At 72.2% G+C, this 14,841-nt stretch carries 10 protein-coding genes; 2 read left to right on the top strand and 8 right to left on the bottom strand.

The window, feature by feature from the left end; genetic code table 11:
- Positions 1–18 precede the first annotated feature (18 nt).
- The 5 genes from AAG589_RS14285 to AAG589_RS14265 all read right to left on the bottom strand — a co-directional run bounded on the left by AAG589_RS14285 (position 19) and on the right by AAG589_RS14265 (position 7,215).
- Positions 19–1,479: a GH1 family beta-glucosidase gene (locus tag AAG589_RS14285; protein ID WP_430567897.1), complete on the bottom strand. Its 1,461-nt coding sequence runs from the start codon at positions 1,477–1,479 to the stop codon at positions 19–21.
- Positions 1,480–1,661: 182 nt separating this feature from the next.
- On the bottom strand, positions 1,662–3,968 hold the full coding sequence (gene yicI, locus AAG589_RS14280; RefSeq protein WP_430567896.1) for an alpha-xylosidase: 2,307 nt from the start codon (positions 3,966–3,968) through the stop codon (positions 1,662–1,664).
- 82 nt (positions 3,969–4,050) lie between these two features.
- Positions 4,051–4,920, bottom strand: coding sequence for a carbohydrate ABC transporter permease (locus AAG589_RS14275; protein ID WP_430567895.1), 870 nt, complete (start codon positions 4,918–4,920; stop codon positions 4,051–4,053).
- Positions 4,920–5,807, bottom strand: coding sequence for a carbohydrate ABC transporter permease (locus AAG589_RS14270; RefSeq protein WP_430568044.1), 888 nt, complete (start codon positions 5,805–5,807; stop codon positions 4,920–4,922). The genes AAG589_RS14275 and AAG589_RS14270 overlap by 1 nt, the downstream gene beginning before the upstream one ends.
- An 82-nt stretch (positions 5,808–5,889) precedes the next feature.
- Positions 5,890–7,215: an ABC transporter substrate-binding protein gene (locus tag AAG589_RS14265; RefSeq protein ID WP_430567894.1), complete on the bottom strand. Its 1,326-nt coding sequence runs from the start codon at positions 7,213–7,215 to the stop codon at positions 5,890–5,892.
- A 206-nt stretch (positions 7,216–7,421) separates the two neighbouring features.
- On the opposite strand from AAG589_RS14265, the gene AAG589_RS14260 reads away from it, so the two are divergent.
- Positions 7,422–9,950, top strand: coding sequence for a glycosyl hydrolase family 95 catalytic domain-containing protein (locus AAG589_RS14260; protein ID WP_430567893.1), 2,529 nt, complete (start codon positions 7,422–7,424; stop codon positions 9,948–9,950).
- A 2-nt stretch (positions 9,951–9,952) separates the two neighbouring features.
- Entirely contained in the window at positions 9,953–10,957 is a 1,005-nt protein-coding gene (locus AAG589_RS14255) for a LacI family DNA-binding transcriptional regulator (protein WP_430567892.1), read from the top strand.
- Between the two features lie 19 nt (positions 10,958–10,976).
- Here AAG589_RS14255 and AAG589_RS14250 read toward each other — a convergent pair whose 3' ends face one another.
- From AAG589_RS14250 to AAG589_RS14240, 3 genes are read right to left on the bottom strand one after another with little or no spacing between them, the layout of a single operon-like run.
- Entirely contained in the window at positions 10,977–11,927 is a 951-nt protein-coding gene (locus tag AAG589_RS14250; RefSeq protein ID WP_430568043.1) for a carbohydrate ABC transporter permease, read from the bottom strand.
- A 44-nt stretch (positions 11,928–11,971) separates the two neighbouring features.
- A complete protein-coding gene (locus tag AAG589_RS14245; RefSeq protein ID WP_446719743.1) occupies positions 11,972–12,994 on the bottom strand; it encodes an ABC transporter permease in 1,023 nt (340 codons plus the stop codon).
- Positions 12,991–14,652 carry an extracellular solute-binding protein gene (locus AAG589_RS14240; RefSeq protein ID WP_430567891.1) on the bottom strand — a complete coding sequence of 554 codons (1,662 nt, stop codon included), beginning with the start codon at positions 14,650–14,652 and terminating at the stop codon, positions 12,991–12,993. Before AAG589_RS14240 ends, AAG589_RS14245 begins: the two co-directional genes overlap by 4 nt.
- Positions 14,653–14,841: the final 189 nt, after the last annotated feature.

Genomic DNA, 14,841 nt, shown 5'->3' with positions numbered 1-14,841 from the left:
TCGGCGGAGCGCGGTCGGTCAGGGGGCGACGGCGGTGACCGGCGGCACCTCGCCGGAGGTGGCGAGGCGGCGGTACCAGTGCGCGGAGTCCTTCCAGGTGCGCTCGCCGGTCGGGTAGTCGACGTGCAGGATGCCGAAGCGCTTGGAGTAGCCGTAGCCCCACTCGAAGTTGTCCATGAGAGACCACGCGAAGTACCCGCGCACGTCCGCGCCCGCGTCTCGGGCCGCGGCCACGGCGGCGACGTGGTCGTGCAGGTACGCCACGCGGCGGTCGTCGTGCACGCGGCGCTCGCCGTCGTCCACCACGAGCTCGTCGTCGAAGGCGGCACCGTTCTCGGTAACGGCGAGCGGCAGGCCCGGGTACGTGCGGTGCAGGCGCAGCAGCAGGTCGGTGAGGCCGGACGGCTCGATGTTCCAGCCCATCGCCGTGTACGGGCCGGGCTGCTCGGCGAACTCGACGTCGGTGACGCCGATCCACGGGCTGTGGCTCGACGCGCCGTGGCCGTCGTTCTCCGACCGCTCCCCCTCGCCGGCGAACCGACGCACGGTGACCGTGGAGTAGTAGTTGACGCCGAGGACGTCGAGCGGCTGGCGGACCAGCTCGAGGTCGCCGTCCCGCACGAAGGCCCAGTCGGAGACGTGCGCCGTGTCGGCGAGCAGGTCCGCGGGGTACGCGCCGTCCAGGATCGGGCCGAGGAAGGCGCGGTTGGCGAGCGCGTCGATCTTCCGGACGGCGTCCGCGTCGCCCTCGGACGCCCCGTCGGCCGGGCGGATCGCGTGCAGGTTCAGCGTGATCGACACCTGCGCGGCCGGCAGGACCTCGCGGATCGCGCGGGCCGCCAGGCCGTGCGCCAGGTTGAGGTGGTGCACCGCGGCGAGCGCCGTCGCGGGCTCGGTGCGACCCGGGGCGTGCACGCCGGAGCCGTACCCGAGGTACGCCGAGCACCAGGGCTCGTTGAGGGTGGTCCACGCCTCCACCAGGTCGCCGAGCTCGGTCGCCATGTGCCGGGCGTACTCCGCGAAGGCGAACGACGTCTCCCGGTTCCCCCAGCCGCCGGCGTCCTCGAGCTCCTGCGGCAGGTCCCAGTGGTAGAGCGTGACGAACGGGCGGATGCCCCTGTCGCGGAGCGCCTCGAGGAGCGTCCGGTAGAAGCCGACGCCCTCCGGGTTGAGCGGGCCGCTGCCGCCGGGCTGGACCCGCGACCAGGAGATCGACAGGCGGTACGCGCCGACGCCGAGCCGGTCGAGATGGTCCACGTCCTCGGCCCACCGGTGGTAGTGGTCGCACGCGACGTCGCCGGTGTCGCCGTCCTTGGTGCGCCCCGGGGTGTGGGAGTACGTGTCCCAGATCGACGGCCCGCGGCCGCCCTCGGCGGCGGCCCCCTCGATCTGGTACGCCGCGGTCGCGGTGCCCCACAGGAAGTCGGCGGGGAAGGTGCGCGTGGCGGTCGCGTCGGTGACGGTGCTCGTCGTGGTCATGGAATTCGGTCCTCGATCGGGTCTCGGAATGGGTGGAAGCGCTCCCACCGGCTGTTCGGCAGTGTAGCCACCGACGCCCGGGTGCGCTGCTGCCGGGATGCCTTCGAGCATGCGATCCGTCGCGCCGTCGGGCCGGACGGCGCGACGGATCGCATGCTCGAAAGGTTTCAGAGGCGCAGGGTTCAGAGGTGCAGGGTCACGGTGCCGGGGCCGTCGCCGGCGGCGGCGCGGTCCCCCGCCCGGACGGTCCAGGCGCCGGGGGCGTCGTCGGTCGTGACGACGACGTCGTCCCCCGTGCGGCGGACACGGAAGGTCGCCGTCTCGCCCTCGGGCCCGCCCGTCGGCACGGCCGTGACGGCGTCGTAGCCGTCGGGCAGCTCGTAGCAGTGCAGGGTGACGCCGTCGGCCCACGCGTAGTCGGGCCGGTCGGTGCGCGCCCCGACCGGCAGCACCGTGCCCGGGCGCACCAGCACGGGCAGGGAGTCGAAGCCGTGGGTCTCGGTGACCCAGCGCGGGCCGGTCACGGTCTCCGCGTGCCCGCCGTCCGCGCCGTCGAGCAGCCGCGACCACGTGCCCTCGGGCACGTAGTACTCGACCGTGCCGTCGGCCCGGAAGACCGGAGCCACGAGCAGCGAGCCGCCCAGCATGTACTGCATGTCGACGCCGAAGGTGGCGCGGTCGGCGGGGAACTCCAGCACCATCGGCCGCATGATCGGCGTGCCCGCGGCGTGCGCCTCCTCTCCCGCCCGCGCGAGGTACGGCATCAGCGACATCTTCAGGTGCGTGAAGCGGCGCGCCACGTCGACCGCCTCCTCGTCGAAGGCCCACGGCACGCGGTAGGACGACGACCCGTGGAAGCGCGAATGGCTCGACAGCAGGCCGAACGCGAGCCAGCGCTTGAACACCCCGGCGTCGGGCGTGCCCTCGAAGCCGCCGATGTCGTGGCTCCAGTACCCGAAGCCCGACAGCGCGAGCGACAGCCCGCCGCGCAGCGACTCCCCCATGGACGCGTAGGTCGAGTCGCAGTCCCCGCCCCAGTGCACCGGGAACTGCTGCCCGCCCGCCGTCGCCGACCGCGCGAAGACGACGGCGTCACCGGTGCCGCGGCGACGCTCGAGCAGACGGAAGACCGCCTCGTTGTAGAGCTCGGCGTAGTAGTTGTGCATCTTGCGCGGGTCGGAGCCGTCGTGCCAGACCACGCCCTCGGTGGGCACGCGCTCGCCGAAGTCGGTCTTGAAGGCGTCCACGCCCTGGTCCAGCAGGCGTTCCAGGTGCCCGAGGTACCAGTCCGTGGCCTCCGGGTTGGTGAAGTCCACCAGCGCCATGCCCGCCTGCCACAGGTCCCACTGCCACACACCGCCGTCCGTGGTGCGCAGCAGGTAACCCTTCTCGCGGCCCTCGGCGAACAGCGGCGAGCGCTGCCCGATGTACGGGTTGATCCAGACGCTCACCTTCAGGCCGCGCTCGTGCAGGCGGGCGAGCATGCCCTCCGGGTCCGGGAAGACGCGCGGGTCCCACTCGAAGTCGCACCACTGGTACTCGCGCATCCAGAAGCAGTCGAAGTGGAACACGCTCAGCGGCAGGCCACGCTCGGCCATCCCGTCGACGAAGCTCGTGACCGTGGCCTCGTCGTAGTCCGTGGTGAACGACGTCGACAACCAGGTGCCGTACGACCAGGCGGGCACGCGCGCCGGCCGGCCGGTGAGGCCGGTGTACCGGCGCAGCACGTCCTTCGGCGTCGGCCCGGCGATGACGTGGTACTCGAGCGACTGGCCCTCGACGGAGAACTGGACGCGCGTGTTCACCTCGGACGCGACCTCGAGCGACACCCGCTCCGGGTGGGCCACGAAGACGCCGTACCCCTTGCTCGTCAGGTAGAGCGGCACGTTCTTGTACGCCTGCTCGCTGGAGGTGCCGCCGTCCTCGTTCCAGACGTCGACCGACTGCCCGTTCTTGACGAACGGCCCGAACCGCTCGCCGAGGCCGTACACGTGCTCCCCCGGGTCGAGGGTGAGCTGCTCGTGCACCCATGCCCCGCCCTCGAGCGGGCCCGACGTCGCGGTCATCGCGCCGACCGACTTGGGCAGGCTGGAGGTGAGCACGCGGCCGTCCTGCTCGAAGTCCACGTGCCAGCCGTCGCCGCGGTGCACCCGCACCGAGAGCCCGCCGGTCTCGAGCACGCCCTCCGTCTCGTCGACCTTCACGACCGGGAGGAAGCCCGGCTCGGGCGCGACGGCGAACTCCGGCCCGCGGCGCGCGGCGCCCGCGAAGTGCTCCACGCGCACCCGCACGACGCCCGGGGCGGGCGAGGAGTACGTGACCGTGAGCATCGGACGGTTGAGGGTGTCGCCCCGGTGGCGGATCCGGGCCGTCGGGGCGTAGACGGTCATCGTGCCCGCGGCCTCGTCGACGCGGACGTCGTCGACCTCCACCGCGTACAGCGGCTCGATGCCGCGGCGCGTCTGCCAGTAACCGTCGGTGAACTTCATCAGGTGCACCTACTCCGTGCTGTCGGGTCGATGATGGCGGAGTGCCCGGGGGCTCGCCGCGCGAGGGGTCGAGGGGGACGCGCTACTTCACCGCGCCGGCGGTGACGCCGCGGGTGAGGGTGCGCTGGAAGATCAGGAAGAAGACCAGGGCCGGGAGGAGGGACACCAGGGCGCCGGCGTTGGTCGTGGGGGCGTCCATCATCCGGTCGCCCTGCAGCGACGCCAGCGCGATGGGGATCGTCTGCGTGTCGTTGGTGGTGAGCATGACCAGCGGGATGAAGAACTCGTTCCAGGTCCAGATGAAGAAGAAGATCATCAGCACCATCAGCGTGGGACGCACGATGGGGAACACGACCTGCCACAGGATCCGCCAGCGACCCGCGCCGTCGAGCGCCGCGGCCTCGAGCAGCGCCGGCGGGAACGTGCCCAGCACCGACGCCAGCAGGTAGGTGCCGAAGGCCGACTGGATGACCGTGAAGATGATGATCACGGACCACTGCGAGTTCGACAGCCCCACCTGACGGGCCATGTCGAACAGGGGGTAGATCAGCGCCTCCTGCGGCAGCATGTTGGCGAGCAGGAACAGCAGCACCACCCACATGCGGCCCTTGATCCTGCCGATCCCGATCGCATAGGCGTTGAGGAGCGACAGGGCGCACCCCGCCAGCGCCACGACGGCCGAGATGAAGAACGAGTTCCACAGCTTCACCGGGAACTCGGTGCGCTGCCAGAAGTTCACGAGGCCGTCGAGGTACAGCCCCGTCGGGAGGCTGAGCGGCCCGTGCTGCGTGTAGTCGTCGGGCGACTTGAACGCGTTGAGCAGCATCACCAGCAGCGGCGCGACCACGAGCAGCGCGACGACGACGGCGCCCGCCAGCACGAACCAGCGCGCTGCGCCCCGGTGGTGGCGGTTCCCGCTGCGCGCCCGGACCGTCGCCAGGGTCGCGGCCATCAGCGCACCCCCTCCTCGGCCCGCTCGGCGCGCGTCTGCAGCGCGAGGATGACGACGGCGACGACGAGGATCACCACGGTGAGCACCGTCGCGACGGCGGCGCCGTAGCCCACCCGCGACTTGTCGAAGAAGTTGAGGTACGAGTAGTAGCTCGGCACGAGCGTGGAGCTCTCCGGACCGCCGCGGGTCAGCACGTAGATCGGGCCGAACACCTTGAGCGCCGCGACCGTGCAGGTCAGGGTCACGACGAACGTCTCGGGGCGGATCTGCGGGACCGTGATGGCGCGGAACCGCCGCCACCAGCCGGCGCCGTCCAGCTCCGCCGCCTCGTACAGCTCGGGGTCCACCCGCTGCAGCGCCGCCATGAAGATCACCACGGGGTACCCGATCTGCACCCAGATCAGCACGAGCATGACGCTCGGCAGCGCCGTGCTCGGGTCGCCCAGCCAGTTCGGCGGGTCTGAGACGCCCATGGCCCGCAGGACCTCGTTGAGCGCGCCGGTCTGCGCGTTGAGGATCCAGTTCCACAGGACGCCCGCGACCGCGACGGGGAGGATCTGCGGCAGGTAGTACGTGGCCCGCAGGACGGACGCGACCCGGCCCCCGAACCTCCGGCCCAGGTAGTCGAACAGCACGGCCGCGAGGAGCAGGCCGATCACGGTGGGCACGAGCACCATCGCGACGATCATCGCGATCGAGTTCTGGAACGACGTCCAGAAGGCCGCGTCGTGCCAGAGCTCCGCGTAGTTGTCGAGGCCCACCCAGGTCAGCGGGGCGAGCCCGCCGCGCCAGGAGAAGAGACTGATGTAGACGTTGGTCACCAGGGGGTACCCGATGACGAGCACGAAGAGCACCGCGCCGGGCAGCAGGTACACCAGGTAGGGCAGGGTGGCACGCCGCCGGCGTCGGCGCGTCCGGGCACGGGCCCGGGACGCTGTCGCGGGCGGGCTGAGAGTGGCGGTCACGTCGTCACTCGCCCAGCAGGTCGGCCTTGCCGTCCGTGTAGGCCGACTCGAGCCCGTCGAGCACCTGGTCGGGCGTCTTGGAGCGGTTGATCAGGGACTGCAGCTGGCTGACGACGGTGTCGTAGTAGCCCGGCACGGGCCAGTCGGGGTAGAACGCCAGGCCGTCGTCGTCGAGGATCGCCTGGAAGTTCTCGGTGAGCTCGCGCGTCTTGTCGTCGGTGATGGTGGACGCGTCGCCCGCGACCGGCAGGCCGCCCGTCTGCGCCAGCACGTCCTGCACCTCGGGACGCAGCGTGGTGTCGATGAACTCGGTGGCGAGCGACGGCGAGTCCGCGTTGGTCGGGACCACCCACAGGTTGCCGGACGACCCGGTGTGCAGCGCGTTGCCGGGGAAGTTGAACTGGCCCCAGTCGTCCTTCATCTCGGCCGTGACGCGGCCGAACCACCAGGAGCCGGAGACCATCATCGGGTAGTCGCCCTTCATGAACGCGACGCCCATGTCCTCGGCGGTGAGCCCGGCGGAGTCGGCCGCGACGTACCCCTTGTCGATCCAGTCGTCGAGCTGCTCGGTCGCCGCCGTCATCTCCGGGCCGTGGAAGTCGACGTCGCCGTCGAAGAGCTGGTACTGGTCGACGAAGTCCCGGTCGGCGTTCGCCAGCACGAGCTCGTACCAGAGCTGGCCCATCGGGTACTCGGCGCCGGCCTCGGCGAGCGGGGTGACCCCGTCGTCCTTGAAGGCCTTCATCACCTGCTCGAGCTCGTCGAGCGTGGTCGGCACCTCGAGGCCGGCGTCCTCGAACATCGCCTTGTTGTAGTAGACGCCCACGAACTCGCCGTAGTTGGGCACCCCGTACCAGTCGCCGGAGCCCATCAGCCCGTCCTCGTCGTACCGCGCGGTGGTCTGCAGGGAGCCGGAGAGCTTGTCGGCCCAGCCGTTCTTCTCGGCCGCGTCGGTCAGCGGGGCGATCAGGCCCTGCGCGGCGAGCTGGCCCGCCGTCGCGTTGCCCTTGTTGTACTCCATGACGTCGGGCACGTCGTCGCCGGTCAGCACGATCTTCGCGTTCTTCTGGATCTGCTCGAACGTCTGCTTCTCGACCTCGACGGTGACGTCCGGGTGCTCGCTCTCGAAGATGTCGATCGCCTTGGCCCAGGCCTGGCCCATCGCCGAGTCGTCGTTCTCGTAGTGCCAGATCGTGAGGGTCTTGTCGTCGGCGTCCCCGCCGCCGGCGCTCGTGCCTCCCCCTCCGCCGCCGCCCACGCAGGCGGTCAGCGTCAGGGCCGACGCGGCGATCAGGGCGGCCGCGGAGACGGCGCGCGCGCGGTGCAGCATGGGGTCCTCCTCGTCGAGTCCAGCGCCGCGGGGCACCGGGGATCCACCGCGGCCTCGGCGCGTTCGAACCTGTCGAAGCGCTTCGACGGGAGTATTGCCCTCTCCGCCTCGTCGCGTCAACCCCTTCCCGCCGGACCGGCCCGACCGCCGACCCGCGTGGCGAAACTCGCTGTCGAAGCGTTTCGCCGCCCAGTACGCTCCTGTCCATGGGCGACCTTCCAGCGACGACGCACGTCCTGCACACGGACCGCAGCGCGACCCGATGGGTCGAGGCCTACCCGGTGGGCAACGGCCGCCGCGGCGCGATGTCCGCCGGCCGCCCCGGCGTCGAGCACCTGTGGCTCAACGACGGCACCGCCTGGTCCGGGCCGCCCGAGGATCCCCTCGCCGGGGCCCGCGCACGCGGCCCCGAGCACCTGGCGCGCGTGCGCGCCGCCGTCGCGTCGGGCGACGTGCGGGGCGCCGAGGCCCTGCTCGCGGAGATGCAGACCCCGTGGGCGCAGGCCTATCTCCCGCTCGCGGAGGTCGACGTCGCGGTCGAGGCCCACGGCGCGGCCGACGCCGGTCGCGCCGAGCCCGCCGAGCACGACAAGCACGACGAGCACGACGTGCGGCGCGAGCTGGACCTACGCACCGCCGTCGCGACGCACGCGTGGGAGCATCCCGTCGCCGGACGCGTGGTGCAGGAGACGTGGGCGGACGCCCATGGCGGGGCCCTGGTGCACACCGTGCGCGCCGAGCGCCCGGTGCGCCTCACCATCCGGGTCGACAGCCTGCTGCGCGCGTCCGCCGCGGGGCCCGACCTCGGCGACGTGCCCGGCGCCGCCCTCGTGCACGTCGTCGAGCTGCCCGTCGACGTGCCACCGAGCCACCACCCCGAGGGGGAGCTGCGCTACGACACCCACCGCGGCCGCACCGGCGTCGTGGCCGTCGCCGCGCCGGCCGACCCCGGGGCCGCGGCGGCCGACGGTGCGCTGCGCACCGGGACCGCGCGCACCCACGTGCTGCTGCTCGCGACCGCCACCGCCGACCCGCCCGGCGACGCCGCCGGCCCGGTCGCCGAGCGACTCGCGGCCCAGCTCGCCCTCGCCCCCAGCGACGCCTCGCGCGACGGCGGGAACGACGCCGACGCCCTCCGCGAGCGCCTGCACGCCGCGCACGTCGCGGAGCACGCGCGGCGGTACGGGCGCGTGCACCTCGACCTCCCCGCGCCGACCGGGGCGGCCGACCTGCCCACCCCCCGGCGGGTCGCCGCCGCGGCCGACCGTCCCGACCCGGGCCTCGCGGCGCTCGCCTTCCACTACGGCCGCTACCTGCTGCTGTCGTCCTCCCGGCCCGGCGGCCTGCCCGCCACGCTGCAGGGCCTGTGGAACCCCTGGCTGCCGGGTCCCTGGAGCAGCGGGTACACGCTGAACATCAACCTGCAGATGGCGTACTGGGCCGCCGGCACCGCGGCCCTCGCCGAGTGCCAGGAGCCCCTCCTGCGCTACGTCCGCCGGACGGCCGCCGGCCTGGGCGCCGCCGTCGCGCGCGAGCTGTACGGCGCCGCGGGCTGGGTCGCGCACCACAACTCGGACGCGTGGGGGCACGCCGCCCCCGTCGGGAACGGCCGCGGCGAGGCCAAGTGGTCCGCGTGGGCCCTCGGCGGCGTGTGGCTGTCCCAGCACCTCGTGGAGCACCACCGGTTCACGGGCGACGACGCGGAGCTGCGCGCCGCGTGGCCCGCGCTGCGGGGGGCGGCCGAGTTCGCGCTCGACTGGGTGCAGTCCGAGCCGGGCCGGGCGGGCACCGGGCCCGCGCGCGCCTGGACCAGCCCGTCGACGTCGCCGGAGAACCAGTTCGTCGCCCCGGACGGCGCCCCCGCCGCCGTCACCACGAGCGCCACGATGGACGTGGCGCTGCTGCGCGCCCTCGCGGCGGGCTGCCGCGAGGCCGCCGGCACGCTCGGGCTCGACGACGCCGACGAGCCGTGGCTCGTCCGTCTCGAGGCCGTCGTCGCCGCCCTGCCCGACCCGGCGACCGGATCGCGTGGCGAGCTGCTGGAGTGGGGTGAGGAGGTCCCGGAGGCGGAGCCGGAGCACCGGCATCTGTCGCACCTGGTGGGGCTCTACCCGCTCGGCGACCTCGACCCGACGACCACCCCGGACCTGGCGCGCGCCGCCGCCCGCAGCCTGGAGCTGCGGGGCCGCGAGTCCACGGGCTGGTCGCTCGCCTGGCGGATCGCGCTGTGGGCGCGCCTCGGCGCGGGCGACCGCGCCCACGACCAGGTGCTGCTGTCGCTGCGCCCCGCCGACGACGCGGGCGCCCGGCAGCGCGGCGGCCTGTACCCGAACCTGTTCAGCGCGCACCCGCCGTTCCAGATCGACGGGAACCTGGGCCTCACGGCCGGGGTCGCCGAGATGCTGCTGCAGTCGCACCGCCGGGCGGACGGGCGGGTGCGGCTCGACCTCCTGCCCGCCCTGCCCGGCGCCTGGCCCGACGGCGAGGTCACCGGGCTGCGGGCCCGGGGCGGCGCGGAGGTGGACCTCGTCTGGCGCGACGGCGTCCTCGACCGCGTCCGGCTCCGCGCGCCGCTCGACCGGGCGCTCGACGTCGTCGTCCACCACGGCGCCCCGGACGCAGCGGGAGCCCACGGGAGCCCGGTGAAGGTGCCCGCGGGCGCTACCGTGATCCTCCACGTGCCGCGTGACCTCCCGGTCGCGGGCACCGCCGTCCCTCACGCCCCCAGGAGCTAGCCGTGGCCACCATCGAGGACGTCGCGAAGGCGGCGGGAGTCTCGGCGTCGACCGTCTCCTACGTGCTCTCCGGCAAGCGGTCCATCTCGGCGCCCACCCGCCGCCGCGTGGAGCAGGCGATCGCCACGCTGGGCTACCGCCCGCACGCCGGGGCGCGCGCGCTCGCGTCGAGCCGCACCAACGTCATCGGCCTGATGGCTCCCCTGCGCTCGGGGGTGGACGTCTCGGTCGTCATGCAGTTCGTCACCGGGGTGGTGACCCGGGCGCGCGACGTCGACCACGACGTGCTGCTCCTCACCCAGGACGACTCCGGCGGTCTCGAGCGGGTGGCCGCGGGGTCGATGGTCGACGCGATCATCGTCATGGACGTGGAGGCCGACGACCCCCGCCTGCCGGTGCTGCGGTCGCTGCGCCAGCCCACGGTGCTCATCGGGCTCCCGCACGACCCGGCCGGGCTCAGCTGCGTCGACCTCGACTTCGAGGCGGCGGGCCGGCTGGGTGCCGGGCGGCTCGCCCAGGACGGCCACCGGGAGGTGGCGCTGATCGGCTCGCCCCCGGAGGTGATGGACCGGCACACGTCGTACGCCGACCGGGTGGTGCGCGGGTTCCGTCAGGCGTGCGCCGACCAGGGGCTGCGCCACGACGTCGTCCACTGCGTCCCCACGCCCGACGGTGCTCGCGCCGCCGTGGACGCGGTGCTCGACGCGGCACCCGGGACCACCGGGCTGGTGGTGCACAACGAGCGGGCGCTCCCCCACGTGCTCGCCCGCCTGGCCGAGCGCGGGCACGACGTGCCCGCCGAGGTCGCCGTCGTCGCGATCTGCCCGACCGACGTCGCGCTCGCCCAGCGGATCCCGCTGACCAGCATCGACATCCCCGGCGAGCACATCGGCGGCGTCGCGGTCGACATGGTGATGGCACGGCTCGAGGGCGACCGGCCGGCCGAGACCCGGCTGATCGCCCCCGAGCTCACCCCGCGGGCCAGCACCGCCGCCCGCGGGGCCTGAGCCGGCCGCTCCGTGGCGGTCAGCCCTTGATCGCCCCGAAGATGACGCCCTTGGTGAAGTGCCGCTGAACCAGCGGGTACACCAGCAGGATCGGGATGATCGCGAGCACCATGACCGCCATCTTCACCGGCAGCCCGGTGACGGCGCCGGTCGCGACGTCCACCTGGCCGGTGCCGGAGCCCGGCAGCGTCACGCCCTGCAGCACGTAGGACTGCAGGACGAGCTGCAGCGGCCACTTGGCGTTGTCGTTGATGTAGAGCATCGCGTTGAAGAACGCGTTCCAGTACCCGACGCCGTAGAACAGGGCGACGACGGCGATCGCCGCCTTCGACATCGGCGCCACGATGCGGAACAGCACGCGCCAGTCGCCCGCCCCGTCGATCCGCGCGGCGTCCGTGATCGCCGGGTCGATGCCCATGAAGAACGCGCGCAGGATGAGCACGTTGAACGCGGACACCGCCGTCGGCAGGATGAGCGCCCAGTACGAGTTGATCAGGCCAAGGGCCGAGACCAGCAGGTACGTCGGGATCATGCCCGCGGTGAAGAACATCGTCAGCAGCAGCGTGAACAGCAGCGGGCGGTGCCCGAACGACCCCGGCCGGCTCAGGCCGTAGGCCGCCAGCAGCGACACCAGCGTGGAGATCACGGTGCCCACCGCGGTGATCCCGATCGACACCAGCGCGGCCCGGGTGACGATGCCGCCCGACAGGATCTGGTGGTACGCGGCCAGCGTGAGGTTGCCGGGCACGGTCACCAGGCCGCCGGCACGGGTGATGTCGTCCTGGCTGGACACGCTGGTCAGCACGATGGAGTACAGCGGGAACAGCACCGCCAGGCAGATGGCGGCCAGGACGACCACCTTGACGGTGAACCCCGCCGGGCCCGGCGCCTCCTCCCACACGGGGCGGTGCTTGGACCGCCACCGCCGGCGGGGCGCGGCCGCGCCCGGACTCGTGCTCGCCTCGGTCATGCTCGCCCCCGCCGTCGGGTCGCTCGTCGTACGTCTCGTCGTCGTCATGCCTTCTGGTACACCCCCGCCTCACCGAACAGATGCGCGACCTTGTTCGCCACGAGCACGAGGATCACGGCCACGACGCCCTTCACCAGGCCCGCGGCGGCCGCGAACGACCAGTCCCCGTTCACCACGCCCTGGTAGTAGACGAACGTGTCCAGCACCTCGGCCGCGTCGGCGCCGACGGCGCCGCGCTGCAGGATCAGCTGCTCGAAACCGACCGTCAGCGCGTCGCCGAGGCGCAGGATGAGCAGCAGGATGATGGTCGGGCGCAGGGCGGGCAGCGTGACGTGCCACATCCGCCGCCACTTGCTCGCGCCGTCCATCACGGACGCCTCGTAGAGCGCCGGGTCGACGGTCGACAGCGCCGCGAGGAAGATGATCATCCCCCAGCCCGCGTCCTTCCAGATCGCCTGGGAGGTGACGAGCAGCAGGAACGAGTCCGGGTTCGTCATGAGGTCGAACCCGGAGTACCCGTGGTCCGCGAGCCGCTGCGCGAGGAACCCGGCGCCGCCGAACATCTGCTGGAAGACCGTCACGACGATCACCCAGGAGAAGAAGTGCGGCAGGTACACGACCGACTGGATCGCGGTCCGGATGCGCGGCGTCATGACGCTGTTCAGCAGCAGCGCCATGATGATCGGGATCGGGAAGAAGAACACCAGCTGGAACCCGGTGATCAGCAGCGTGTTGCCGACGGCGTGCCAGAAGGCGGCGTCGGCGAACAGCCGCTGGAAGTTCCACCAGCCCACGAACGGGCTGCCGCTGATCCCGACGTACGGCGAGTAGTCCTGCCAGGCGATGACGTTGCCCGCCAGCGGCACGTACGCGAAGACGGCCAGCAGAGCGATCGCCGGCAGCGTCATGATGATCAGCGACCGGTCCCGCGCGAAACGGGTGCGCCAGGAGACCTTGCGGCGGGGCGGGGCGGCCGGCCGCACCCGCTCGGCGGGCGCGGTGGCGCCCGCCGAGCGGGTGACGACCTCGTCGTCCTGCGCGACGGAGGGTGCGGTGTCGCTGCTCACTGCTCGTCCAGGATCCCCTGGTAGAAGTCACGCAGCTCGTCGCCGCCCGAGGACTTCCAGGTCTCGATGGCCTTGTCCAGGTCGGCCATCGTCTTGCGACCGCGGACGATGTCCTTCTGCAGGTCGTCGAACGGCGTGGCGATGCCCGAGAACTGCGAGGGCTCCGTGATCTGCATGCCGAAGAACAGCGGCTCCTCGACGTACTGGGCGGCGTCCGCCATCCAGGTGCAGTACGCCTCGACGAAGCCGGGGTACTGCACGCGGGACTGCACGACGGCCGGGGAGTCCAGGAAGATGTAGGTGGGCTGCACCTCCGTGGCCGCCAGGTCGGTGGGGACGGGCAGGTTGTCCTTGTCGAGGGTGAAGTGCACGCCCTCGACCCCGTTGTTGATCAGCTGGAACTCCTGGGTGCCGAACGGCGCGGCGAGGAAGTCCGCGACCGCGAGCATCTCCTCGATCTTGGCCTTGTCCTCGTTCTTCTTCAGGAACGAGTACATGCCCGTCGGGTCGGCCTTGAAGAGCCGCGGCGTCCCGCCGTCGGCCGCGATGGGGGCGAACGGCTGCTGCTGGAAGTCGGGGTTGCTGGCGAGCTGGCGGCCGAGCGCCTCGGCCCACGCCCCGACGCCGTCGTTGCAGATGAGGGTCTGCCCGGCCTCGAAGCGCTGCTTGGAGTCCTCCACCTTGTCCGCGACGGCGTCGGGGTGGACGACGCCGGCGGCGTAGAGCTTGGTCAGCCACTCGAGCGCCGCCCGGTACTCGTCCGTCTCGACACGGTTGAGCAGCTTGTCGCCGTCCAGCTTCCACTTCGGCGGGACCGCGAACATGTAGGTCGCGCCGGTCCACAGGTCCTCCGCGGCCCACTGCTTCTTGGCGGGGGCCGTGATCTCCTTGGCCAGGTCCAGGAGCTCGTCGGCGCTCTTCGGCTGCGCGTCGATGCCGAGGTCGTCGAGGATGTCCTTGCGGTAGTAGATCGCGTTGGTCTGGAGCTCCGCGGGGAACGGCAGGCCGTAGAGCTTGTCGTTGAAGACGCACAGACGCCACAGGTCGGTGGGGATGTTCGCCAGGTTCTTGTACTTGCTGACCTTGTCCCCGGACAGGTACGGGCCCAGGTCCTCGAAGAGCGCCTCGACCGCCTGGCCGAACTTCGGCGGGATGTTCCACGACGGGATGGTCACCCAGTCGGGCACGTCCTTCTCGGACGCGAGGACCGCGGCGAGCTTGTCGCCGTAGGTGTTCCCGTCGGAGATCTGGAACTTGATCGAGGTGCCCATCGCCTTGTTGACGGCCTCGTAGTACTGGTTGCCCTTGCTCGGCGGGATCGTGCCCCACAGCGGCGTCATCGCCGTGTACGTGCCGCCGGACCCGGGCGGGCTGGAGAACGCCTGCACCAGCGTGTCGGGAATCTTCGCGAAGCCCGCGGTGGAGCCGTTGACGCTCGGGAAGTCGGGCTTCACGTACTCCACGGCCGTGTAGGTGGGCAGGACGCCGGTGCTGACGGTCCCCCCGCCGCCGGTGACGGACGCCGGGGCCCCGCTGCTGCACGACGTGAGCAGCGACGGCACCCCGACGGCCGCGACCCCGAGGCCCGCGAGACCGAGGAACGACCGTCGGTTGAGCCTGGTTGCCGCGATCCCTGACCCGGACGACTGCGTCTTCATGCGATGTCACTCCTTCGTGGACACCGGGCACGTCCACGTGCCGCGGTGGGGTGGCGCACCCCGTAGTCGAAGCGCTTCGACGTGGGAGCGTATCCATGTCACGAAGGTCTGGCAATACCCGACCGCGGATCGATATCCGGCGGTGATCCCAGTCCGCGCCGGGCGTTGTGGGCGCGGCCGGGCCTGTTG

This window comes from Isoptericola sp. F-RaC21 (genome assembly GCF_038593535.1).
Classification (GTDB): domain Bacteria; phylum Actinomycetota; class Actinomycetes; order Actinomycetales; family Cellulomonadaceae; genus Isoptericola.
This window is presented reverse-complemented; position numbering and strand designations above follow the sequence as displayed.

What these genes read in the sequence shown, in the direction of transcription:
- AAG589_RS14260 (WP_430567893.1), top strand. Translation starts at nt 7,422, where the DNA reads ATGGGCGACCTTCCAGCGACGACGCACGTCCTGCACACGGACCGCAGC.
- AAG589_RS14285 (WP_430567897.1), bottom strand. Translation starts at nt 1,479, where the DNA reads ATGACCACGACGAGCACCGTCACCGACGCGACCGCCACGCGCACCTTC.
- AAG589_RS14275 (WP_430567895.1), bottom strand. Translation starts at nt 4,920, where the DNA reads ATGGCCGCGACCCTGGCGACGGTCCGGGCGCGCAGCGGGAACCGCCAC.
- AAG589_RS14250 (WP_430568043.1), bottom strand. Translation starts at nt 11,927, where the DNA reads ATGACCGAGGCGAGCACGAGTCCGGGCGCGGCCGCGCCCCGCCGGCGG.
- AAG589_RS14265 (WP_430567894.1), bottom strand. Translation starts at nt 7,215, where the DNA reads ATGCTGCACCGCGCGCGCGCCGTCTCCGCGGCCGCCCTGATCGCCGCG.
- yicI (WP_430567896.1), bottom strand. Translation starts at nt 3,968, where the DNA reads ATGAAGTTCACCGACGGTTACTGGCAGACGCGCCGCGGCATCGAGCCG.
- AAG589_RS14240 (WP_430567891.1), bottom strand. Translation starts at nt 14,652, where the DNA reads ATGAAGACGCAGTCGTCCGGGTCAGGGATCGCGGCAACCAGGCTCAAC.